22 protein-coding genes, 2 tRNA genes and 1 pseudogene are annotated in these 21,783 nt (G+C 58.1%); 7 read left to right on the top strand and 18 right to left on the bottom strand.

Going from position 1 to position 21,783, the window contains the following annotated elements:
* Window positions 1-5 precede the first annotated feature (5 nt).
* The 15 genes from queE to AC07RO_RS09325 form a co-directional block, all read right to left on the bottom strand.
* Window positions 6-653, bottom strand: a complete 648-nt coding sequence (gene queE, locus AC07RO_RS09395) for a 7-carboxy-7-deazaguanine synthase QueE (RefSeq protein ID WP_192170862.1) — start codon at window positions 651-653, stop codon at window positions 6-8.
* Between the two features lie 179 nt (window positions 654-832).
* Window positions 833-1,651 carry a tol-pal system protein YbgF gene (gene ybgF / locus AC07RO_RS09390; protein WP_282373422.1) on the bottom strand — a complete coding sequence of 273 codons (819 nt, stop codon included), beginning with the start codon at window positions 1,649-1,651 and terminating at the stop codon, window positions 833-835.
* 6 nt (window positions 1,652-1,657) lie between these two features.
* Complete coding sequence (gene pal / locus AC07RO_RS09385) at window positions 1,658-2,161, bottom strand: peptidoglycan-associated lipoprotein Pal (RefSeq protein WP_037014065.1); 504 nt, start codon at window positions 2,159-2,161, stop codon at window positions 1,658-1,660.
* A 53-nt stretch (window positions 2,162-2,214) separates the two neighbouring features.
* Complete coding sequence (gene tolB / locus AC07RO_RS09380) at window positions 2,215-3,495, bottom strand: Tol-Pal system beta propeller repeat protein TolB (protein ID WP_192171054.1); 1,281 nt, start codon at window positions 3,493-3,495, stop codon at window positions 2,215-2,217.
* Window positions 3,496-3,512: 17 nt separating this feature from the next.
* On the bottom strand, window positions 3,513-4,604 hold the full coding sequence (gene tolA, locus AC07RO_RS09375) for a cell envelope integrity protein TolA (RefSeq protein ID WP_192170860.1): 1,092 nt from the start codon (window positions 4,602-4,604) through the stop codon (window positions 3,513-3,515).
* Window positions 4,604-5,068, bottom strand: coding sequence for a protein TolR (gene tolR / locus AC07RO_RS09370; RefSeq protein WP_037014073.1), 465 nt, complete (start codon window positions 5,066-5,068; stop codon window positions 4,604-4,606). The genes tolA and tolR overlap by 1 nt, the downstream gene beginning before the upstream one ends.
* 14 nt (window positions 5,069-5,082) lie before the next feature.
* Window positions 5,083-5,778 (bottom strand): protein TolQ, encoded by a 696-nt coding sequence (gene tolQ / locus AC07RO_RS09365; RefSeq protein ID WP_122537415.1) that lies wholly within the window; start codon window positions 5,776-5,778, stop codon window positions 5,083-5,085.
* On the bottom strand, window positions 5,768-6,238 hold the full coding sequence (gene ybgC / locus AC07RO_RS09360) for a tol-pal system-associated acyl-CoA thioesterase (protein ID WP_074893268.1): 471 nt from the start codon (window positions 6,236-6,238) through the stop codon (window positions 5,768-5,770). Before ybgC ends, tolQ begins: the two co-directional genes overlap by 11 nt.
* 137 nt (window positions 6,239-6,375) lie before the next feature.
* Complete coding sequence (gene ruvB, locus AC07RO_RS09355; protein WP_065989736.1) at window positions 6,376-7,431, bottom strand: Holliday junction branch migration DNA helicase RuvB; 1,056 nt, start codon at window positions 7,429-7,431, stop codon at window positions 6,376-6,378.
* The gene (gene ruvA / locus AC07RO_RS09350) at window positions 7,432-8,040 is read right to left on the bottom strand and encodes a Holliday junction branch migration protein RuvA (RefSeq protein WP_065989737.1); all 609 of its coding nucleotides are present in this window, start codon (window positions 8,038-8,040) and stop codon (window positions 7,432-7,434) included.
* Between the two features lie 61 nt (window positions 8,041-8,101).
* Window positions 8,102-8,626 (bottom strand): crossover junction endodeoxyribonuclease RuvC, encoded by a 525-nt coding sequence (gene ruvC / locus AC07RO_RS09345; protein ID WP_065989739.1) that lies wholly within the window; start codon window positions 8,624-8,626, stop codon window positions 8,102-8,104.
* Between the two features lie 125 nt (window positions 8,627-8,751).
* Window positions 8,752-9,498 (bottom strand): YebC/PmpR family DNA-binding transcriptional regulator, encoded by a 747-nt coding sequence (locus AC07RO_RS09340; protein ID WP_282369205.1) that lies wholly within the window; start codon window positions 9,496-9,498, stop codon window positions 8,752-8,754.
* A 149-nt stretch (window positions 9,499-9,647) separates the two neighbouring features.
* A complete protein-coding gene (gene aspS, locus AC07RO_RS09335) occupies window positions 9,648-11,423 on the bottom strand; it encodes an aspartate--tRNA ligase (RefSeq protein WP_495085884.1) in 1,776 nt (591 codons plus the stop codon).
* Between the two features lie 261 nt (window positions 11,424-11,684).
* The gene (locus tag AC07RO_RS09330) at window positions 11,685-12,032 is read right to left on the bottom strand and encodes a ribbon-helix-helix domain-containing protein (protein ID WP_192170857.1); all 348 of its coding nucleotides are present in this window, start codon (window positions 12,030-12,032) and stop codon (window positions 11,685-11,687) included.
* Between the two features lie 438 nt (window positions 12,033-12,470).
* Entirely contained in the window at window positions 12,471-12,944 is a 474-nt protein-coding gene (locus AC07RO_RS09325) for a Dps family protein (RefSeq protein ID WP_037014103.1), read from the bottom strand.
* Between the two features lie 424 nt (window positions 12,945-13,368).
* Between AC07RO_RS09325 and AC07RO_RS09320 the strand changes: the two are divergent.
* Both AC07RO_RS09320 and AC07RO_RS09315 read left to right on the top strand, forming a co-directional pair.
* Window positions 13,369-13,644: pseudogene (locus AC07RO_RS09320) on the top strand (cold shock domain-containing protein membrane protein); the annotation flags it as partial.
* Between the two features lie 108 nt (window positions 13,645-13,752).
* Window positions 13,753-13,974 (top strand): cold shock domain-containing protein, encoded by a 222-nt coding sequence (locus AC07RO_RS09315; RefSeq protein ID WP_004667445.1) that lies wholly within the window; start codon window positions 13,753-13,755, stop codon window positions 13,972-13,974.
* A 76-nt stretch (window positions 13,975-14,050) separates the two neighbouring features.
* Here the strand turns inward: AC07RO_RS09315 and AC07RO_RS09310 are convergent, their stop codons facing one another.
* Together AC07RO_RS09310 and AC07RO_RS09305 are read right to left on the bottom strand one after the other, a co-directional pair.
* Window positions 14,051-14,257, bottom strand: a complete 207-nt coding sequence (locus tag AC07RO_RS09310) for a SlyX family protein (RefSeq protein WP_133772807.1) — start codon at window positions 14,255-14,257, stop codon at window positions 14,051-14,053.
* Between the two features lie 2 nt (window positions 14,258-14,259).
* The gene (locus tag AC07RO_RS09305; protein ID WP_495085883.1) at window positions 14,260-14,685 is read right to left on the bottom strand and encodes an HIT domain-containing protein; all 426 of its coding nucleotides are present in this window, start codon (window positions 14,683-14,685) and stop codon (window positions 14,260-14,262) included.
* 987 nt (window positions 14,686-15,672) lie between these two features.
* Here AC07RO_RS09305 and AC07RO_RS09300 point away from each other — a divergent pair.
* The 3 genes from AC07RO_RS09300 to AC07RO_RS09290 all read left to right on the top strand — a co-directional run bounded on the left by AC07RO_RS09300 (window position 15,673) and on the right by AC07RO_RS09290 (window position 19,924).
* Complete coding sequence (locus AC07RO_RS09300) at window positions 15,673-16,995, top strand: OprD family porin (RefSeq protein WP_122623039.1); 1,323 nt, start codon at window positions 15,673-15,675, stop codon at window positions 16,993-16,995.
* Between the two features lie 173 nt (window positions 16,996-17,168).
* On the top strand, window positions 17,169-18,884 hold the full coding sequence (locus AC07RO_RS09295) for a proline--tRNA ligase (protein ID WP_495085882.1): 1,716 nt from the start codon (window positions 17,169-17,171) through the stop codon (window positions 18,882-18,884).
* 83 nt (window positions 18,885-18,967) lie between these two features.
* A complete protein-coding gene (locus tag AC07RO_RS09290) occupies window positions 18,968-19,924 on the top strand; it encodes a hypothetical protein (RefSeq protein ID WP_423571829.1) in 957 nt (318 codons plus the stop codon).
* Between the two features lie 17 nt (window positions 19,925-19,941).
* On the opposite strand, the gene dinB is transcribed toward AC07RO_RS09290, so the two are convergent.
* Window positions 19,942-21,000, bottom strand: coding sequence for a DNA polymerase IV (gene dinB, locus AC07RO_RS09285; protein ID WP_192170852.1), 1,059 nt, complete (start codon window positions 20,998-21,000; stop codon window positions 19,942-19,944).
* Between the two features lie 240 nt (window positions 21,001-21,240).
* Here dinB and AC07RO_RS09280 point away from each other — a divergent pair.
* Both AC07RO_RS09280 and AC07RO_RS09275 read left to right on the top strand, forming a co-directional pair.
* A tRNA-Met gene (locus AC07RO_RS09280) sits at window positions 21,241-21,317 on the top strand.
* Between the two features lie 268 nt (window positions 21,318-21,585).
* Window positions 21,586-21,662 (top strand) — tRNA-Met (locus AC07RO_RS09275).
* Window positions 21,663-21,783: the final 121 nt, after the last annotated feature.

Here is a 21,783-nt window from a genome sequence, read left to right as displayed (position 1 = left end):
CTCATTCAGCGCCCCGGCTCGTCATTCCAGAGGATTTTATGCAACTGCAATTGCAGCCGCACCGGGAGGTTGTCGGCCACGATCCAGTCGGCCAGGTCTCTGACGTTCAGATCGCGGTGGACAGGGGAAAACAGCACTTCGCCGGCGCGCCGGTCCAGACCGTACTGAATGATCTTTGAAACGGCCCAGTCGTAATCTTCGCGCGAACAAATAACGAATTTGATCTGGTCGTTGCGCGTGAGCAGTTCGATATTCTCGTATCGATTGCGCGCCACTTCTTTTGAACCAGGGGTTTTAAGATCGACGACACGGCTTACGCGGGGATCGACTTTCGAGATGTCCAGCGCGCCGCTGGTTTCCAGAGAAACCTCGTAGCCCGCATCACAAAGCCGTTGAAGCAAAGGAATGGCATTCGGCTGAGCCAGGGGCTCGCCGCCTGTGACGCAGACATAGCGCGGGCGATAGCTGGCAACCTGCTCCATCAACGAGTCGAGGGTCTGGATGGTTCCGCCAGTGAAGGCATATTCGCTGTCGCAATAACCGCAACGCAATGGGCAGCCGGTGAGACGCACAAAAACGGTAGGCAAGCCTGCCGTGCGCGTTTCACCCTGCAACGAGTAGAAAACTTCGGTGATACGTAGTGTGTCTTGCATAGGGGCCACGGGCGTAACGGCTAAACAGGCCATCCGCCTCCGTCAGGCACTTCTGTACACCCTGCACACGCAGAATCCACAGAAGCGTAATCAATACCGGAATTTCGGGGGCGGAATTCTAACGAAGAAAGCCGCGCAATGCGCGGCTTTCTTGAATCAGCGGTCAGATTGACTGGCAATCAGAGACGCTGGAGGTCCCGCTGAGCCAACTGAGCAGCTGAAGTGCCTGGATACTGAGCAACGACTTGCTGAAGGATGCCCTTCACTTTATCGGTGTGGCCCAGGCGACGTTCCACGTCCGCTAGTTTGTACAGGGAATCAGGCACCTTGGCGTGCTTTGGGTAAAGCTGACTGACCTTGGCAAAGGCCTGACCGGCACCTTGCAGATCGCCCTTGGCCAGATTCACTTCGCCCAACCAGTATTGAGCATTGCCCGCGTACTGGCTGTTCGGGTATTTGCGCAGGAACGCCGCAAATGCCTGACTGGCCTTGTCGAAATCCTTCGCTTTGATCAAGTCGAAAGCAGCGTCGTAATAGAGCTTTTCTTTCGCTGGGTCGCCGGGCTCGCTGCTGGCCTGTGGCGCTTGAGCGGCGGGTGACACGGGAGCTCCGCCGGCATTGGTGCCGCCGTCGGAAGCAGAATTGTTGGCAGCTGATGGGGCCGATGCGCCGCCAGCTCCGATACGGGAGTCGAGATCTTTGTAGCGATCCAGCGCTTCCTGCTTCATCTGCTGGATGTCGTTTTGCTGGACTTCCACTATTCCGCGCAAGCGCGAAATTTCGTCCTGCATTTGCTGCAACTGCATGAACAGCTGACCTTGCGCCGAAGGTGCGGTCGTAGCCGCACCTCCGGCGTAGGCGCCAGACGTACCATAACCCGATGGCGGATAACTGCTACCAGCAGAGCCAGAGTTGTCATCGACCACAGGAACCGCACCCATCGCTGCGAGAGGAAGGGTGAGAGCCAAAACGGTTAAAGCACGTCGGCACGTTCGCATGTCAAATTACTTACGCAGTTCGACGCGACGGTTTTGAGCCCACGATTGCTCGTCGTTACCGGTGGCAACTGGACGCTCTTCACCGTAGGAAACGATTTCCAGCTGAGCTGGCGAAACGCCCTGCAGAACCAGGTAGCGTTGAACGGCTTTCGCACGACGCTCGCCCAGTGCCAGGTTGTATTCGCGAGTACCGCGTTCGTCAGTGTTACCTTCCAGAACTACGCGAGCGCCGTTGGCTTTCAGGTCTTTGGCGTGAACGTCCAGAGCGCGCATGGCCTCTGGTTTCAGGTCAGAGCTGTCGTATTCGAAGTAGAAAGTGGTGATAGCGCGCAGAGCAGCTTCTTCGCTCAGGCTGCCGTCAACAGCGCCAGAGTTAGCGCCGTAACCAGCGTTAGGATCTACAGCAGCGCCGCCAGCACCGGCATTGTCGCCGCCTTTGGACGAGCAACCTACAGCTACAGCCATGGCCAGAGCCAGCGCAGCAAATTTACCAAACTTCAGCATTTCCATCGTAAAACTCCTAATGAACCCCAAGTGTGTTAAGTACAACGTAAAGCGCCGCGTCAGTTCAGGTAAGGGGACCAGGAAGGTTCTCTGACTTCGCCTTGAGCGGTAGGAAGCGGGAGCCTTACGCGTCCATTAATGGACACGAGCATCAAGACTCCCCGGCCCTGCTGGCGGGTGGCGTAGATTACCATGGTGCCGTTAGGCGCAACAGTAGGCGACTCATCAAGGTTGCTGTCTGTGAGGATTTTTACGCTACCGCGCTGCAAATCCTGAGCTGCAACCTTGAAGTTGGTGAAGCCATCTTGACGATGGATCATCACAAGAGTCTTTTCATCCGCCGATAACTTAGGGTTGGCATTGTAGTTACCGATGAAAGTAACGCGCTCTGCCCCTCCGCCATTAATATTGGTTTTATAGATTTGTGGCTTGCCGCCGCGGTCAGACGTGAAGTAAATCGTGGAGCCGTCTTTACCGAAGAACGGTTCTGTATCAATGGAGGAATCGTTGGTCACTCGCGACAATTGACGCGAGGCCAGATTCATCACATAGATTTCCGGGTTGCCATCTTTCGACAACACCATCGCCAGCTTGCTGCCGTCCGGGGACCACGCAGGCGCGCCGTTCAGGCCTTCGAAGTTGGTGATCTGCTCGCGACGACCGGTGTCGATGTGCTGAACGAAGATGCGCGGGCGCTTCTGTTCAAACGACACATAGGCAATACGCTTGCCGTCCGGCGCAAAGCGTGGCGACAGGATCGGCTCACGGGATTGCAGCAGCGTCACCGCACGGGCGCCATCGTAGTCCGAACGCTGCAGCGTGTAGCGAGTGTTGTCAGTGGAGAAACGCTCAGCCGTCACGTACAGCATGCGGGTCGAAAACGCACCCTTGATGCCGGTCAGTTTCTCGAATGACTGGTCAGCGATGTAGTGCGACATGTCGCGCAGCTGGTCAGCGGTGCCCGATACGTTACCGGTGAGAACCTGTTGCTCGGTGGCGACGTTGAACAGCGCGTACTGGACCTGAAGGCGACCGCCCGAAGGAACGATGCTGCCGACCATGACGTACTGCGCACCCAGCGCTTTCCAGTCACGGAAAATGACTTCGCTGGCCTGGCTCGGCTGGCTGATCATGTTTTCCTTTGGAATCGGCGAGTAATAGCCCGAATTCTGCAGGTCGTTGCCAATGATCTTGGCCATGTCTTCCGGCAGCACGCTGCCGCCCTGCAAACCAAACGGCACGACTGCGATAGGCGTGGCGCGGTCACTGCCGCTTGTTACCAGAATGTTCTTTTCGTCGGCAGCGGCGAAACCCGCTGCACAACACAGAACGACAAGCATTCCTCGAAGAAGGTTAATCACAAGGCTAGGTCCTCAGGTGTGAATGTCATCTTGAATGAACGGTAAGGTGCGAAGTCCGAAGGCTTCATCCCCTGCATCTCTGTCAAACGACCAATATTCTTGACCGCCGCTACTGCTGAACTGTCGAAAGGACCATCGCCGCTGGACTTGCTCACGCTGACCGAAGTCACGGTGCCGTCCGGCAACATGTTGATCTGCAAGACGACTGTCATGCCCTTGCGCGCAGAAGGTGGACGTGCCCAGCCTTCAGCCGCCCGAGAGCGAATCAAATCATCAAAGCTACCGGCCACTTCGTCGCCACGTTCATCGGCCAGCGCCTGTTGGCGTTCCGGCTTGTCGGAAAGCAGGTCGGCCAGTGCTTGCGCCTTCTTGTCTTCCGCCGATTTACGGGCAGCGTCCTGGGCTTTCTTCTTCGCGTCCTCAGTCGCCTTCTTCTTGGCGTCCTCGGCCGCTTTCTTCTTCGCGTCTTCAGCAGCCTTTTTCTTGGCGTCGTCCGCAGCCTGCTTCTTCGCATCCTCGGCAGCCTGTTTCTTGGCTTCCTCGGCGGCCGCACGCTTGGCGTCTTCCTCGGCTTTCTTCTTCGCGTCGTCTTCGGCTTTCTTCTTGGCTATATCAGCCAATTGTTTCTCTTCGGCGGTTTTCTTCGCGTCATCCGCTTTTTTGGCTTCGGCTTTCTTGGCGTCGTCCGCAGCTTTTTTAGCGTCGTCGGCTTTTTTGGCGTCGTCAGCTTTCTTCGCTTCCTCGGCCTTTTGTTCTTCGGCTTTTTGAGCGGCATCGGCTTTCTTTTGTTCCGCCGCCTTCACTGCCTCTTGCTCAACTTTTTTCTGCTCCATCTGCTCGACTTCGGTTTGTCGCGCAGCGGATTTCTTCGCCTCACCGGCAAGCTTCTGGTTGGTCTGGGTGGTCGCCTGACTTTTTGATTTCAACTGATAGAGCGTGGCCTGAACGATGGGCCTGGCTTCAGGAAGCTCAGGCGTCATTGCGAAGCTGACGAACAACAAACCAAAAATCAGGACGTGCAGTCCCACCGCCCAGACGGACGGCCAGAAGTAGCTTTCCGAGGCGGACGGCTCTCGAATCGGCTGCATCAGGGGGCCTCGGTAATCAAACCAACGTTCCCGACCCCGGCCTTCTGCAACCCGCCCATCGTGCCCATAACGGCGCCGTAGTCGACCGTCTTGTCGCCACGGATGAACACTTGAGTCTGCTTGCCGGCGTCACGACCGGCGGCAATGATTTTGGTCACCGCGCTGGTCAGTTGCGGCAAGGTCATCGCCTTGTCCATTTGCTTGTCGGTGTCGACTTCGCTGCCAAGGTTCCAGTAGTAGGTCTTGTCAGCCTTGATCGAGATCGTCAGGACCTGATTGTTGTTGTCCTGCGGCAAAGCCTCGCTGGAGACCTTGGGCAGATCAACTTTCACGCCCTGGTTGATCATCGGAGCCGTCACCATGAAGATGACCAGCAGCACCAGCATCACGTCGATGTACGGCACCACGTTCATTTCGGCGACCGGCTTGCGCTTGTTGCGTCGGCCGCGAGCGATTAAAGCCATTGGGAAATACCTGCTTATTCTTCGCTGGTGTGCACTTTACGGTGCAGGATCGCCTGGAACTCGTCGGCGAATGTGTAGTAGCGACCGATCAGGTTCTCGCCACGAGCGGCGAAACGGTTGTAAGCGATGACCGCAGGGATCGCTGCGAACAGGCCGATGGCGGTAGCGATCAGTGCTTCGGCGATACCCGGTGCAACGGTGGCCAGAGTGGCTTGCTGCGCAGTGGCCAGGCCGCGGAAGGAGTTCATGATCCCCCAGACGGTACCGAACAGACCGATGTACGGACTGGTCGAACCCACGGTTGCCAGGAATGGCAGGCTCTGCTCGAGTTTTTCTTCTTCACGGGAGATCGCGACGCGCATGGCACGTGCAACACCTTCCATGACCGCGTCCGGATCAACGCCTGCCTGCTGACGCAGACGGGAGAATTCCTTGAAGCCCGCGCGGAAGATCTGCTCTACGCCGGAATCCGGGTCCGGGTTGCTGCCGGCCTGACGGTAGAGCTTGGACAGATCGATGCCTGACCAGAAGCGCTCCTCGAAGCTGTCCAGAGCCTTGCGCCCGGCGCGCAGCATGGCGCTGCGCTGAAAAATCATGATCCACGAGGTGACCGAGGCGGCCACCAGGATCAGCATCACCAACTGCACAACCACGCTGGCATTGCTGACCAAACTCCACATGGAGGAATGGTCGACGACGTTAGCTTCCACGCTGTATCTCCTGCTCTGAATGTGTACCCGCGCCGCCCTGCCCGGCAAAGGCCGTGCGCAGAGCTTCGGGAATGGCCCGGGGTTTCAAACTGTCGGCGCGCACACACGCCACCAAAAACTGCCCTTCGCAGAGCAGCACATCATCCGCAGCCCGCCTGACCTGTTGCTGAAAACGCAGGCTGGCGCGGTTCAATTCGATTACTTCGGCGCTGATCAGCAGCTCGTCGTCCAGCCGCGCGGGCTTGTGGTACCGAGCCTCGCTTGAATGCACGACGAACAACAGGTTCTCGATACCCGCCATTGCGGATTGGGCAAACCCCAGTTCCCGCAGTCGCTCGGTTCGAGCCCGCTCCATGAATTTCAGGTAATTGACGTAGTAAACGATGCCGCCGGCATCGGTGTCCTCGTAATAAACGCGACAACGATGTGCGAACGACTGAGCCCCGTTTTGCGCGCGCATACTCTAGTGCTTACTCCTCAGGTTGCCAATCCGGCCAGGCAACTGTTTTTCATCGTTTTTACTGCCCGCAACGCGTCACTTTGCGGTGACTGCCCGTCAGACCATCAAACACCCGAATAAATCGGTTGATCGTGCATTTATTCGTCAGGGTCTTCGACCGGTTCATCCATCACCGCCCGGTCGCCCATCCGCGAGGGGATGTTCAGACCGAAGTGCAGATACGCATGCCGCGTGACCATGCGGCCGCGAGGTGTGCGCATCATATAGCCTTGCTGAATCAAATAGGGCTCCAGCACGTCCTCAATTGTGTGTCGTTCTTCGCTGATGGCGGCCGCGAGGTTATCCACCCCGACCGGCCCGCCATCAAACTTCTCGATCATCGTCAGCAGCAAGCGTCGATCCTGATGATCGAAACCGCGTTCGTCGACGTCCAGCAGGTTCAGCGCAAGATCCGCAATCGCCTTGGTGATCTCGCCCTTGGCGCGCACCTCGGCGAAATCCCGCACCCGACGCAGCAGCCGGTTGGCGATCCGTGGCGTTCCTCGTGCACGACGGGCAATCTCGAATGCGCCTTCGTCCTCGATGTACAGACCGAGAATTTTCGCAGAGCGCGACACGATCGTGGCCAGATCCGCAGTGCTGTAGAACTCAAGACGCTGCACGATACCAAATCGGTCACGCAGCGGATTGGTCAGCATGCCCGCGCGGGTTGTCGCACCCACCAGCGTGAACGGCGGCAGATCGAGCTTGATGGAGCGCGCCGCAGGGCCTTCACCGATCATGATGTCCAGCTGGAAATCTTCCATCGCCGGGTACAGTACTTCCTCGACGATGGGTGAGAGACGGTGGATTTCATCAATGAACAGCACGTCGTGGGGCTCAAGATTGGTGAGAATCGCCGCAAGATCCCCCGGCCGTTCGAGCACAGGGCCCGAGGTGCTCTTGATCGAAACGCCCATTTCCTGCGCGATGATATGCGCCAGTGTGGTTTTACCCAGGCCCGGCGGACCAAAGATCAGCGTGTGGTCCAGCGCTTCACTGCGGCCGCGCGCCGCCTGAATGAACAGCTCCATCTGCTCACGCACGGTGGGCTGACCAATGTAGTCGGCCAGGCTCAGCGGCCGGATCGCACGGTCCAGTTGCTCGTCACGGTCACGCCCGGTGGCGGCGATCAGACGGTCGGCATCTATCACTTACAGCATCCCCTTCAGTGCGCGGCGAATGAGGTCTTCGCTGCTGAGATTCTTGTCCTTGATCGCGGTCACTGCCTTGCTCGCTTCCTGGGGCTTGTAGCCCAGGGAAATCAACGCGCTGACAGCATCCGACTCCGCCGTCGCCACGGCCATCGGCGCGCCCGGCCCGTCCGATACCAGTGCGAAGGTGCCCGGCAACGAATCCCACGCCTTGAAGCGATCCTTCAGCTCGACCAGCAAACGCTCGGCGGTCTTCTTGCCAACGCCCGGGACTCGGGTCAGCGCGGAGGTATCCTGCGCCTGTACACAGCGCACCAACTCGTCCACTTCCAGCGTCGACATCAGGGCCAGGGCCAGTTTCGGCCCGACCCCGTTCAGACGAATCAGCTCGCGGAACATCTCGCGATCACGCTTCTCGTAGAACCCGAACAGCAGGTGCGCATCCTCGCGAACCACCAGATGAATATGCAGTGTCACGGTTTCGCCCAGATGAGGCAGGCGATACAGCGTGGTCATGGGCACTTCGACTTCGTAACCCACGCCGTTGACATCCAGTACCAGATGCGGCGGCTGCTTCTCGACCAACGTACCGCGTAGACGTCCAATCACGAATCAAATCCTTTCCAGAGGCCCGTTGCTGCGACGGGCCGTGCTAACGCAAATAATGCCATCAGAGCCGCAGACGACCGCCACGACTGCGCGCGGTATTGAGGCCGTGAGGGATGAGGCTGGATCGGGTATGCGCGTGACACATGGCAATTGCCAGTGCATCCGACGCATCCACCTGGGGTTTGGTGGTCAGCTTGAGCAGATGCATGACCATCATCATCACCTGATCCTTGTTGGCGCCTCCCGTCCCTGCGACGGCCTGCTTGACCTGGGTCGCGGTGTACTCGGCGATCTCCAGGCCTTCTTCGGCGCCTGCAACGATCGCTGCACCCCGGGCCTGACCCAGCTTCAAGGCCGAGTCGGGGTTGCGCGCCATAAACACCTTTTCGATGCCCATGGTCACGGGACCGTACGTCTGAATGACCTCGCGTACGCCGCGGTATACAATCTGCAGCCGCTCATGGAGCAAGCCTGTGCCCGTGCGAATGCAGCCCGAGGCCACGTACTCGCAGCCGCGCCCGGTATCACGCACTACGCCAAACCCGGTAATTCGTGAACCGGGGTCGATACCTAAAATAAGAGTCATAACGCCTGCAGCTTGAGAGGTAACGCGAACAATTGGACGCAGCATAAAGGCAGAAGCCGGAGGCCGATAGCGTTGATCATCAACGCTTCGTGCGCTCCGGCCTCAAGTTCCGAACGGGCAAACGATCAGCCGAGCTGCTCCAGCACCTCGTCCGGGATTTCGGCGTTGGAATAGACGTTCTGCACGTCATCCAGGTCTTCCAGCATATCTATCAGCTTGAGGACCTTTTCCGCCATGTCCAGATCGAGCACCGCACTGGTGGTCGGCTGCATCACAATCTCCGCATCGGCGGGCGTGAAACCAGCGGCTTCCAGGGCGTTGCGCACGGCATAGAAACTAGAGAACGACGTGAATACGTCAATGGAGCCGTCTTCGTGGGTGACCACGTCGTCAGCGTCCGCTTCCATCGCAGCTTCCATCAGCGCGTCTTCGTCAACGCCCGGTGCAAAGGAGATCTGCCCCTTGCGTTCGAACAGATAGGAGACCGAACCGTCAGTCCCCAGGTTGCCACCGCATTTGCTGAACGCATGGCGCACTGCCGCAGCGGTCCGGTTGCGGTTGTCGGTCATGGTTTCGACCATCACCGCAACGCCACCCGGGCCGTAGCCTTCATAACCCAGTTCAACCATGTCATCGGCATCGGCAGCCCCGGCACCGCGAGCGATGGCGCGGTCGATGATGTCGCGACTCATGTTCGCGCCAAGGGCCTTGTCCTGGGCCAGACGCAGACGCGGGTTCGACGCCGGATCACCTCCGCCCTGACGGGCAGCGACGGTCAGTTCGCGGATCCACTTGGTGAATATCTTGCCTTTCTTGGCATCCTGACGCTCTTTGCGGTGCTTGATGTTCGCCCACTTGGAATGACCAGCCATAACACGCTCCAAACCTTGAAACACGCACGCCCGCGCTTGATCGCTCAAACGCAGACGCTTCACTCGAATCTGTGCCCGGTATGGGCGGGGATCAGGGCGGACCGAATCGTCAGTCCGCCGAGCCCCATGTTCTACAAGGCCTACACGGCTTACTCAGCCTTCGGCGTCTCGCGCAGGCGGATGTGCAGCTCGCGCAGTGCCTTGGCATCAACCACGCCCGGTGCCTGGGTCATCACGTCCGCAGCGCTCTGGGTTTTCGGGAAGGCAATGACTTCACGAATGGACTGAGCACCGGTCATCAGCATGACCAGACGATCCAGACCGAACGCCAGGCCGCCGTGGGGCGGCGCGCCGTACTTCAGTGCGTCGAGCAGGAAGCCGAACTTCTCTTGCTGTTCGTCTTCGGAAATACCCAACAGACGGAACACGGCCTGCTGCATTTCCTTGCGGTGGATACGGATCGAACCGCCACCCAGCTCTGTGCCGTTCAGCACCATGTCGTACGCGCGGGACAGCGCGGTCGCAGGGTTGGCCTCAAGCTCTTCAGGCGAGCATTTCGGCGCGGTGAACGGGTGGTGCAGCGCAGAGAAGCTGCCGTCGTCGTTTTCTTCGAACATCGGGAAGTCGACGACCCACATCGGCGCCCATTCACAGGTGAGCAGGTTCAAGTCGTGGCCCAGCTTGATGCGCAGGGCGCCCAATGCTTCGCTGACAATTTTGAATTTGTCGGCGCCGAAGAACACGATGTCGCCGTCCACTGCACCCACGCGATCAAGGATCACGTTGAGGTTGGCTTCAGGGATGTTCTTGACGATCGGCGACTGCAGGCCTTCGACGCCTTTGGCGCGCTCGTTGACCTTGATGTAGGCCAGACCTTTGGCGCCGTAGATACCGACGAATTTGGTGTAGTCGTCGATCTTGCTACGCGGCATGCTCGCACCACCGGGAACGCGCAGCGCCGTGACACGGCACTTCGGATCGTTTGCCGGACCGCTGAACACCTTGAAATCCACGGCCTGAAGCTGATCGGCAACGTCAACCAGCTCAAGCGGGTTACGCAGGTCTGGCTTGTCGGAACCGTAGCGACGCATGGCTTCTTCGAAGGTCATGTGCGGGAAGTCAGCGAACTCCACATCCAGCACTTCCTTGAAGAGCTTGCGGACCATGGTCTCGGTGATGCCCATGATGTCGGTCTCGTTGAGGAAGCTGGTCTCGATGTCGATCTGAGTGAATTCAGGCTGACGATCGGCACGCAGGTCTTCGTCACGGAAGCACTTGGCGATCTGATAATAGCGGTCGAAACCGGCAACCATCAGCAGCTGTTTGAACAACTGAGGCGATTGCGGCAGGGCGAAAAAGGTGCCTGGGTGGGTACGGCTTGGTACCAGGTAATCACGGGCGCCTTCCGGCGTGGCGCGGGTGAGGATCGGCGTCTCGACATCGAGGAAGCCGTTGCCGTCCAGGAAGCCACGGATGCTGGAAGTGATGCGCGAGCGAAGGCGCAGCTTTTCAGCCATCTCCGGACGACGCAGGTCGATGAAGCGATAACGCAGGCGGGTTTCTTCACCGACGTCGGAGTACTCGTTGAGCGGGAACGGCGGGGTTTCCGACTCGTTGAGCACTTCCAGCTCATAGCCCAGCACTTCGATCGCGCCCGACGCCATGTTCGGGTTGACGGCGCCGGCAGGACGCGCACGCACTTTACCGGTCAGCTTGACCACGTATTCGCTGCGAACGCGGTCGGCGATGGCGAAGGTGTCAGCACGATCCGGATCGAAAACCACCTGGGCCAGACCTTCACGATCGCGAATATCGAGGAAAATCACCCCCCCGTGGTCGCGACGGCGATGGACCCATCCGCAAAGGGTAATTTCCTGACCTTCCAGGCTCTCGTTCAGTTGGCCGCAATAATGGCTGCGCATCATGATCGTGTGTTCACTTCTCGTAATTCGGAATTCGATGGAGCTTTCGCCCGTCGCCGGTGCAAGGGTGCGCAAGCTTTGGCATGCAGTCCAACCTGACGGTCAATCCTGCCTCCCACAGTAAGGCGGGGGATTATATAGGGATAATCATCGCTGTGCAGCCGCCCAGCCCGATACCGGGCAAGAAGATGTCGGCACACGGCGTGGATGCCGCAGTGCCGCCAGGGAATGCAGGCCCGCCGCAACGGGCCCGCTGAAATCAGGTCAGGTCGGCGACGGCGTCAGCCGCAGGCCCTCGGCACTCAAGACGTGCGCCACGCACACGACGCGGATCAGCCCGCTGAAATTCTTGACGCCGCCGTAACGCAGGTGGACCTCGCGATCGACGTAGGACAGCACGGCGTTGATGGAGCAATCGTTGAATCGTGCCATTTCGGACAGAATATTCCAGTACACCTCCTCAAGTCGCAGGCATGTGGCCAGCCCATTGAGCCTCACCGACCTGGAGTGCGGCTGGGCCAGGCTCATGTTGAAATTTTCGATAAACGGGTCGCCCCGGGCGTTCAGACACTGGGTCGGCTCCCATCCCTCTCGGGCAATATTCAGGTTCATGCAGGTCCCCCTCGTTGCGATTACGGATATGGCATCGGCACCTTCGCAATCAGTTGAAAAGAGGTGTCTATCAAGCCGTATTCCAAAGGGCGCAACCAGCAGAAGGAGCACTCTGAACCTGTAGGAGATCACCACGCTGCAGGGGTGATTTTCGAGAGTGAGCAAACGACTCAGACCCGATCCTAGTCGGGGTGTTAAATATGTATTTTTCGCTGGTTTATTTCTTCCCGCTCACCCGATTGCGGACGTCAGCGTGACTCGGAAAAAGAGGGCGAACGCGTTTCACAGGTGAGCGTTGTGAGCCAAAGGATTTCACACAGAGGGTGTGATCAGGAGGGAATTGTTGCGCGCGGCGGGTGAAAGCAGTGGGGAGCGGGCACTCGTTACGTTGCCCGCACCTGTATTGCGTTGATCAGCTGTGGATGACTGAGCTTCTGATTATTGGGTTTCCAGCATCGAGCGCAGCATCCAGGCCGTTTTCTCATGCACTTGCATGCGCTGGGTCAGCAAATCCGCCGTTGGCTCGTCGCTTACTTTGTCCAGCAACGGGAAAATGCCACGGGCCGTACGGGTGACTGCTTCCTGCCCCTGAACCAGCGAACGAATCATGTCCTCGGCAGCGGGTACGCCCTCTTCTTCCTTGATCGACGACAAGCGTGCATAGGTCGAATAGGTGCCCGGCGCCGGGAAGCCCAGTGCGCGGATACGTTCGGCGATTTGATCCACCGCCAGCGCCAGTTCGTTGTATTGCTCTTCAAACATCAGGTGCAGGGTACGAAAAGCCGGGCCAGTCACGTTCCAGTGAAAGTTATGGGTTTTCAGATACAACACGTAGGTGTCTGCCAGCAGGCGGGAAAGACCGTCCACGATGGACTTGCGATCTTCTTCGCTGATGCCGATATCGATTGCCATGTTCAGCCCTCTTCAATGATGGTTTTTTTCAAACGACTGCCGACCACTCTACCAAGACCATGGACCCTGCGCAGCCATCTGTCGGGATTAGTTCAGTCACGGGGCCGCAGTCAGGCCCGCTTCCTTTAATAGCAACGATCAGCGTAACGGTTTGTTTATCCCGGCCGCTCTGGAACGAGCCTCTTACCAGAATCGAAAAAAACCGACATACCGCCACTATCACCCGCGAACACATGCGCTAAGCACTTGATTTGAGTAGCTCTCGGCTTTGCTGTTAAATACAGGCGCGCTGCCGCCAAAGTGCCGTCCGGCGGCAGTGCGTAGGCGGGACCGACACTCGTGCATCACGCCTCCCTTTTCTCCCGAAGCGTACCGAAGGTCACCCGCTATTTCCTTGTGATCCATCTTAATGTGAGTCATCGAAATGTTGAAAATAGTCCACCTGCTAACGGGCGCAGCTGCCCTGCTGCTGTCTTTCATCCCTAGCCTGCGTAGTGAAGCGCTGTCTTCTTACCTGTCCCAACCGGATGCGCTGTACCTGGCGCTCTTCGGCCTCATCAACCTGGTGCTTGCGCCAGTGATTCCTTACTGGAACAAAGGTCCACGTCATCAACTGCAAAACCTGGTCAGCGGCTTGCTCGTGCTGGCTGTCGTGCTTCAAATCCTCACGCTGGTCGTTCCACTGGAAACCATTGCCGGCCAGCCAGCCGTCCTGGTCAGCCTGCTCGCCGTCGTTATTGCCGTGGCGTTGCACCTGGCGGTCAGCTTCTACCGTTCCTCTCCTGCGCCTGCCGCACAGTCCCAGGATCTGGGCAACCGCGATACAGGCACGGTGAAGTGGTTCAACACCTCCAAAGGCTTCGGATTCATTTCCCGTGATTCGGGCGACGATATCTTCGTGCACTTTCGCGCCATTCGCGGAGAAGGCCACCGCGTTCTGGTCGAAGGCCAGCGCGTCGAGTTTTCGGTGATGAACCGCGACAAAGGCCTGCAAGCGGAAGACGTCATCGCTGCGCTCCCGCGCCGCTAACGTTGCCGCATAAAAAAACCGCGCTCACAGGCGCGGTTTTTTTTGACTGAAATTCCTGCCCTCAGCTCTTTCTCCCTTAATAGTGAGGGGGACGCGAGTCTTCAGCGAAGCCGTCGCCCTGCCCGCCCATTTCCTCCTGACGCTTGATCAGGGCAGCGATCTGTAGTTCCAGACGATCAAGGCTGCGCTGCTGGGCGACCAATACGTCGTTGAGGGCCTGAATCGTATCGTCCTGAAAGGCCAGTCGACTTTCCAGCTCCATGACACGGGATTCGAGATCCATGGTCAGTCCTCCTTAAAGGTGAATGCTTCGGTCAATCCGGACTTCAGTTGCGAGGTGATCCGGGCAACCTCATCCGGTGAATAAGGCTTGGCGGGATGCTTTCCCCACACCGGCGCAGGCCAGGCCGCGTCGCCGACCCGGCGAACAATGACATGCATATGCAGCTGACTGACCACATTACCCAGCGCAGCGACGTTCATCTTGTCGGCGTGAAACGTAAGATCAAGTACGGCCGAGAGGTAGGTGGTTTCTTTCCACAACTGCGCCTGCTCCGCTTCGGACAGTTGGAACACTTCACTGATGTCCGGACGCTTCGGCACCAGAATGAACCATGGGTAATTGGAATCATTGGACAGCAGCAGCGTGCACAGCGGGAAGTCGCCGATCGGTAGTGTGTCTTGCAGCAAGCGCGGATCTAGAACAAACACGTAAATACTCCTGATCGCGGATTAGATAGGCTGAGCCGATTGACTGGCCCGATAAAGAAGTCGTGGGTAGCGGGAAGGATACTCGCGAATTCCGGACGATTCATCCGGCACTGTGATTCTGGGCATTTTGCGGATCTGGTGTTGATCGGTAGGCACTACACGTCCGCCTCGCACCAGAAACGCGCGAAAAATACCGCCACGCACTTTCATGAAGCGGGCAGCCGCCGCCCCAGGCCTGGCAGAACCAGGCAACGGATTTCGGGTGCACCCAGTTAATCCGGGCCTCACGGACGATATTCCTGGGTGCGGCTGCAGTCATGATTCCTGGGATGGCAGCGAAACCGAATCGGAAGAACCAAACGCAGGCAATTTTGCGGCGTGACGCACCAAAACGACTCAGATGAGGCCCGAATATGTGACAGCTATCCGCGATTTACCCACTGCCAAGGGGTAACAGGTAACGTTAGTGACATTTCATCGCGCTAGTCTCAAGAAAATTCGGGTTGCAAAGCAGGCTATCGAAAATATTTTTATCTTTTTGATTCAGTATCTTGGAGTCGACATCGAATGTTTTTACAACGCTTCCGACATTTTTTTCATATTCGTCGAAATTTTGTGCACGGTTGTTGCTTTGTCACACACAAGCTTGAAGACGAGCGTGTCGAGAGACAGGCCGGGACCGAAGGGATGCAACGGCGTTTGACAAGGTAGCTGGAGCGTCTGGATTCAATGAAGGTGTGAATGAATCCAGCGTTCAAAGTAACCCGGTAGTTGCACGGTTTAACGAATCAGGAGCTGTTCAGTAGCGACATGGACAGAGCTGGCGGCGACAAGGCCGTAAAGAGATTGAAAGGATAGGTTCGTAACTATCGCCATTAATGTCAGCGTGCTATAAATTTCGCCGACACCAAAAAGAAAGAAGCCGGCCAGATAAAAAAACAGGTGGACGGCAGTACTCTTCTTAAAAACCAAAGGAGCAAAGTCACGATGAGAGTGATGAAGTGGAGCGCAATCGCACTGGCAGTTACTGCAGCCAGCACCCAATTGGCATCGGCTGCGGCATTCGTAAGCGATCAGTCCGAAGCAACTGGTTTTGTAGAGGGGAGCAAGCTCGACGTCAAGGCTCGTAACTACTACTACAATCGCGACAAAAAGAATGGCGCGGTAGACGACAAAGACTGGACTCAAGGTTTCTGGGCTAACTACAGCTCCGGTTACACCCAAGGCCTGATTGGTGTCGGTGTTGACGCGTTTGGCTATGCCGGCTTCAAGCTTGATGGTTCGGACAAGTATTCGGGTTCGGGCAACCTGGTGACCGATAGCCAGGGTAAAAACGAAGACAGCTTCGGCAAGGCCGGTGGCGCTGTTAAATTCCGTGTTTCCAAGACTGAACTGAAAATCGGTGACATGCAGCCGCAGAACCCGGTTTTCGCAGTCGGCGGCTCCCGCCTGCTGCCACAAACAGCAACTGGCGTGACCTTGCAGAGCAGCGAGATCAAAGGTCTCGACGTAGAAGCAGGCCGCTTCACTTCGGGCACCAGCCAGGATGAGACCAATCGCAACGGCGATATCTGGGCCACCTACGCTGGCGTGACTTCCAAGTCCGCTACCTACGGCGGCGGCAAGTACTCGATCACCGACAACCTGGGTGTTGGTTTCTACTACAACAAACTGGAAGACGTGTGGAACCAGTACTACGGCAACGTGAACTACGCACTGCCGTTGACTGACGACCAGGCGCTGGCGTTTGACTTCAACTATTACAACACCCAGGACACCGGCAGCAAGAAAGCAGGCGACATCAACAACAACGCTTTCTCCCTGTCTGCAGCCTACTCGTTCCTGGCCGCTCATACCCTGACCCTGGCATTCCAGAAAGTTAACGGTGATACACCGTTCGACTACATCGGTATCGGCGACAACAACCGCGGTGGCGACTCGATCTTCCTGGCGAACTCGATTCAATACTCCGACTTCAACGCCCCGGGTGAGAAATCCTGGCAAGCCCGCTACGACCTGAACATGGCCACCTACGGTGTTCCAGGCCTGAGCTTCATGGCTCGCTACGTGACCGGTACTGACATCGACGGGACTCACACTCCATCGAACAGCACCTACACCGGCCTGTACGGTTCTGATGGCAGCCACCACGAGACCAACGTCGAGGCCAAGTACGTTGTTCAAACTGGCCCAGCCAAAGACCTGTCGTTCCGCATCCGTCAAGCATTCCACCGTGCCAACACGGACGAGGGCGAAGGCGATGTCAACGAGTTCCGTCTGATCGTCGACTACCCGATTTCGGTCTTGTAATCGCACTGTCTGACACTCGTTATAGAAAAGCCCGGCCCTCGCGCCGGGCTTTTTCATGGGCGCGCGGTTGACAATCCCTCCTCCTGCGGCGCCCGCCCGGCCTGTACTCAGCGATACCACCACCGTACAATGCCGGGTCATTTCCCAGTCACCGCAACCGACAACGGCCGACCATGCGTACCAGTCAATATTTGCTCGCCACACAGAAAGAAACGCCATCCGATGCGGTCGTGATCAGCCATCAGCTGATGCTTCGTGCCGGCATGATCCGCAAACTTGCCTCCGGTCTGTACACCTGGCTCCCCATGGGCCTGCGGGTACTGCGCAAGGTCGAAGCGGTGGTTCGCGAAGAGATGAACGCAGCGGGCGCGCTGGAAGTGTTGATGCCGGGCATTCAGCCGGCAGAGCTCTGGCAGGAGTCGGGCCGCTGGGAACAGTACGGCCCTGAGCTGTTGCGCTTGAAAGACCGTCACGATCGCGATTTCTGCGCGGGCCCGACCCACGAAGAGGTCATCACCGATCTGGCCCGCAACGAACTCAATAGCTATAAACAGCTGCCCATCAACATGTATCAGATCCAGACCAAATTCCGTGACGAAATCCGCCCGCGCTTCGGTTTGATGCGCGGCCGCGAGTTCATCATGAAGGACGCCTATTCCTTCCATGCGACCCAGGATTCCCTGCAGGAAACCTACGACCGTATGCATCAGGCGTACTGCAACGTGTTCACTCGTCTGGGCCTGAACTTCCGCCCGGTCGTGGCCGACAACGGCTCCATTGGTGGCGCGGGCTCCCATGAGTTCCACGTGCTGGCCGAGTCCGGCGAAGACGACATCGTGTTCAGCGACACCTCCGACTACGCCGCGAACATTGAAAAGGCTGAAGCCATTCCGCGCGAGGCCAGCCGCCCTGCGCCGACAGAAGAGCTGCGCCTTGTCGACACCCCTGACGCGAAGACCATCGCGGCCCTGGTCGAGCAGTTCAATCTGCCGATCGAAAAGACCCTCAAGACGCTGGTTGTGCATGCCGCTGAAGAAGGCAAGCTGATTGCGCTGATTATCCGTGGCGATCACGAACTCAACGAAATCAAGGCGTCGAATCTGGAGCAAGTCGCCAGCCCGCTGGTCATGGCCTCCGAAGCCGAACTGCGCGATGCCATTGGCGCCGGCGCGGGTTCCCTCGGCCCGCTGAATCTGCCGCTGCCGTGCATCATCGACCGCTCGGTTGAGCTGATGAGCGACTTCGGTATTGGCGCGAACATCGACGACAAGCACTACTTCGGCGTCAACTGGGAGCGGGACCTGCCTGTTCCGACCGTCGCTGACCTGCGTAACGTCGTCGCCGGCGACCCGAGCCCGGATGGTCAGGGCAACGTGATCATCAAGCGCGGCATCGAAGTCGGGCACATCTTCCAGCTGGGCACCAAGTACAGCGACGCGATGAAGTGCCAGGTGCTGGGCGAGAACGGCAAGCCGGTCACACTGACCATGGGCTGCTACGGGATTGGTGTGTCGCGCGTTGTGGCTGCCGCGATCGAGCAGAACAACGACGCAAACGGCATCATCTGGAGCGACGCGCTCGCGCCTTTCCAGATCGCCCTCGTGCCGCTGCGCTACGAAACCGAAGCGGTCAAAGAGGCAACCGACAAGCTGTACGCCGAACTGACGGCTGCCGGCTTCGAAGTGTTGCTGGATGACCGCGACAAGAAGACCAGCCCGGGGATCAAGTTCGCTGACATGGAACTGATCGGCATTCCGCATCGCATCGTGGTCAGTGACCGTGGTCTTGCCGAGGGTAACCTCGAATACAAGAGCCGCACCGAAGCCGAAGCGCAGGCCCTGCCTGTCGCCGATGTGTTGTCTTTCATCAAGGACCGGATCAAGCGCTGACCGGATTGCGCGCCTGCGATTGTGCAGGCGCGCTTTCATCCGCCACGCCTCTGCTATGCGCCTTACCTGCACCTAGAGATCTCATGTTCAAGCGAAATCCCTCACGTCTCGCAGGCGCTGTGTTGTGCACCAGCCTGTTTCTCGGCGGCTGTGCCAATCATCTGTCTCAACGCAGCGAGCATGAAGAACGTGTCGAGCGCAAATTGCTCGACCACAGTTTTCAGGTCGACCTTGGCGAACCCAAGACGCTGGAATTGCCCCAGCGCCGGATACGCATCCACGAGCTGAAAACCTTCGACATTACCGAATTCGAAGTCACCCGGCACTACGACCGGTACACGCCGTATCAGCCGTGGCGGGAAGTCTATGAAATCCCACTGGGCGCGGTGGCCATCGTCGCGGGCATCGGCGCCAATGTGGTCAACGTACTGACGTTTGGCAGTCTGCCCGACAGTGTCACCAAGGACTGGCTCACTTACGGCGTCGCGGGGGTCAACCCGTTCATGAACGCACCCTCCCATGGTCGCGCTCAACAGAACCTGGCCGGTATCGACGAAGTACAGCGCGATCACCGCGTCGAGCATTCGAGTCTGCCGTGGAGTGAAGCGCCGGTTGAAGTCACCGCGGGCAAAGAGACCCACGAGTTGAATACGGACCGTAACGGCGTGCTGCGCGTGAATCTGCTGGACAGCCCGTTCGCCGAGCAGAACCTCAGCTATGTCACGCAACTGAACATCAAAGTGCAGGATGACCAGAGCAACGTCCAGGCAACTGCCACGTTGCCACTGAGCAAATCACTGCGCGGCAAGCTGATTGAAGCCCACGACCTGATCTACGACGATCTGGAAGATGACGAAGTCAGCCAGTGGGTGCATCGCGTCAAGCGCCTGTCCGAGCTGGGACTGGAAGAGGAAGCCAGTGAGCTGGAACAGTCATTGATCGAGCTGACCCGCAACGATCCGCAGTTGCAGCACGAATTCCTTCGGGCACTTGCAAAAGATGCTGGTCGCCTGGTCGCGGTACCGCCGGGCAGCGAATAGCCTGGCCTGAACCAGCCTCAGCTGAACAACTCGAGCTGCTCATGGGCAGCCCGAAGGTCATGCAGACGTACACCAATCCCAAGCAATCGCACCGGCTTGCCGCCCCGTGCGAACGCCTGGGTCAACAGTTGCTCATAACTGCTCAAGTCCCGCCCTGCCCCCGCCTGCTCCAGCGTTGTCTGGGTGAAGTCATGAAACTTGACCTTTACGAACGGTTTGCCAGGGCGGTAAAGGGTGTCGATCCGCGCGATGCGGTCGTTCAACGTTTCCAGCAATGCCGGCAGCATCAGCAGGCAACTGGCGAGGTCCGGCAGATCAGTGTCATAGGTATTTTCGACACTGACCGACTGGCGGCGATTGTCGTTCTGCACGGGCCGCTCATCCACACCATGGGCCAGATTCCACAGCCGCTCGCCAAATGAGCCGAATTCCCGCACCAGCGAAAGCTTGCTCCAGCCGCGCAAATCGGCGCAGGTGATGATGCCGAGGCGGCCCAGCTTGTCGGCCGTTACTTTGCCAACGCCGTGTAACTTGGACACCGGCAATTCGGAGACAAAGTCTTCCACCTGATCCGGGGTAATGACAAACAACCCGTTGGGCTTTTTCCAATCACTGGCGATCTTGGCCAGAAACTTGTTCGGAGCGACGCCGGCGGAAACCGTGATGTGCAACTGATTGGAAACGCGCCGCCGAATGTCCTGGGCGATCCGCGTCGCACTGCCGGAAAAGTGCTCGCATTCCGTGACATCCAGATAAGCCTCATCCAGCGACAGCGGCTCGATCAGATCGGTGTAGTCACGGAAGATCGTCTGGATCTCTTTCGATGCTTCTTTATAGGCATCCATTCTCGGTTTGACGATGGTGAGATCCGGGCACAGCGTCAGCGCATGGCGGGATGACATCGCGGAGCGGATGCCGTAGGCCCGAGCTTCATAGTTGCAGGTCGCAATGACACCCCGCCGTTCAGCCGACCCGCCGACTGCCAACGGCTTGCCGGCCAGACGCGGGTCGTCGCGCATCTCAATAGCGGCGTAGAAGCAATCACAGTCGATATGGATGATTTTGCGCTGCGGCATCACATAGGGTCGTAGGAAAACGGTCGAGCAGTATCTCATTCACGCGACTTTCTGACACTGAATAAGCCTCGTCCCCTACGGCCATGCCACTCCACGAAACCGCCCCTGAAAGTCCCGAAAGCGAGACGCGCCATGGCCCTCCGCGACACGTTCACGCTAACCGATTGAAGAAAAAGCCTTTTTTTCTGCCCATTGCTTGACAGCCCGGCGATCCTCTGTAGAATGCCGCCACACAGACGCGGCGGGATGGAGCAGTCTGGTAGCTCGTCGGGCTCATAACCCGAAGGTCGTCGGTTCAAATCCGGCTCCCGCAACCAAACATCAAAAAAGGCTACTCGAAAGAGTGGCCTTTTTTGTGGCTGTCATTTGGGGAAGCGCGATCCCGCCGCCCTCTCCTCCCAGCGCTTCATATAAATGAAACAAGGCACTTGGATGATTGCGACCTGCCGTCAGGCGCGGATTGCGATAAAAGCCTTGTCCAACCGCCACTTAGGCGCCCCAACGCTCCCGATGCGGTTATTTTGTCGATCCCTGGCATTAAAGGTTGACACTTCGTCGTTCGACTGTAGAATGCCGCCACACAGACGCGGGATGGAGCAGTCTGGTAGCTCGTCGGGCTCATAACCCGAAGGTCGTCGGTTCAAATCCGGCTCCCGCAACCAACATCTAAAAAGGCTACTCGAAAGAGTGGCCTTTTTTTTGCCTCGCTGAAAGCGCTCGAACAGCGGGCCGGAATCCTTGTCACATCCCATTACCGGGGTGCGTTCATCCGAGAGGTCTTGT

Source organism: Pseudomonas sp. GW821-FHT07F05, assembly GCF_059418765.1.
This window is presented reverse-complemented; position numbering and strand designations above follow the sequence as displayed.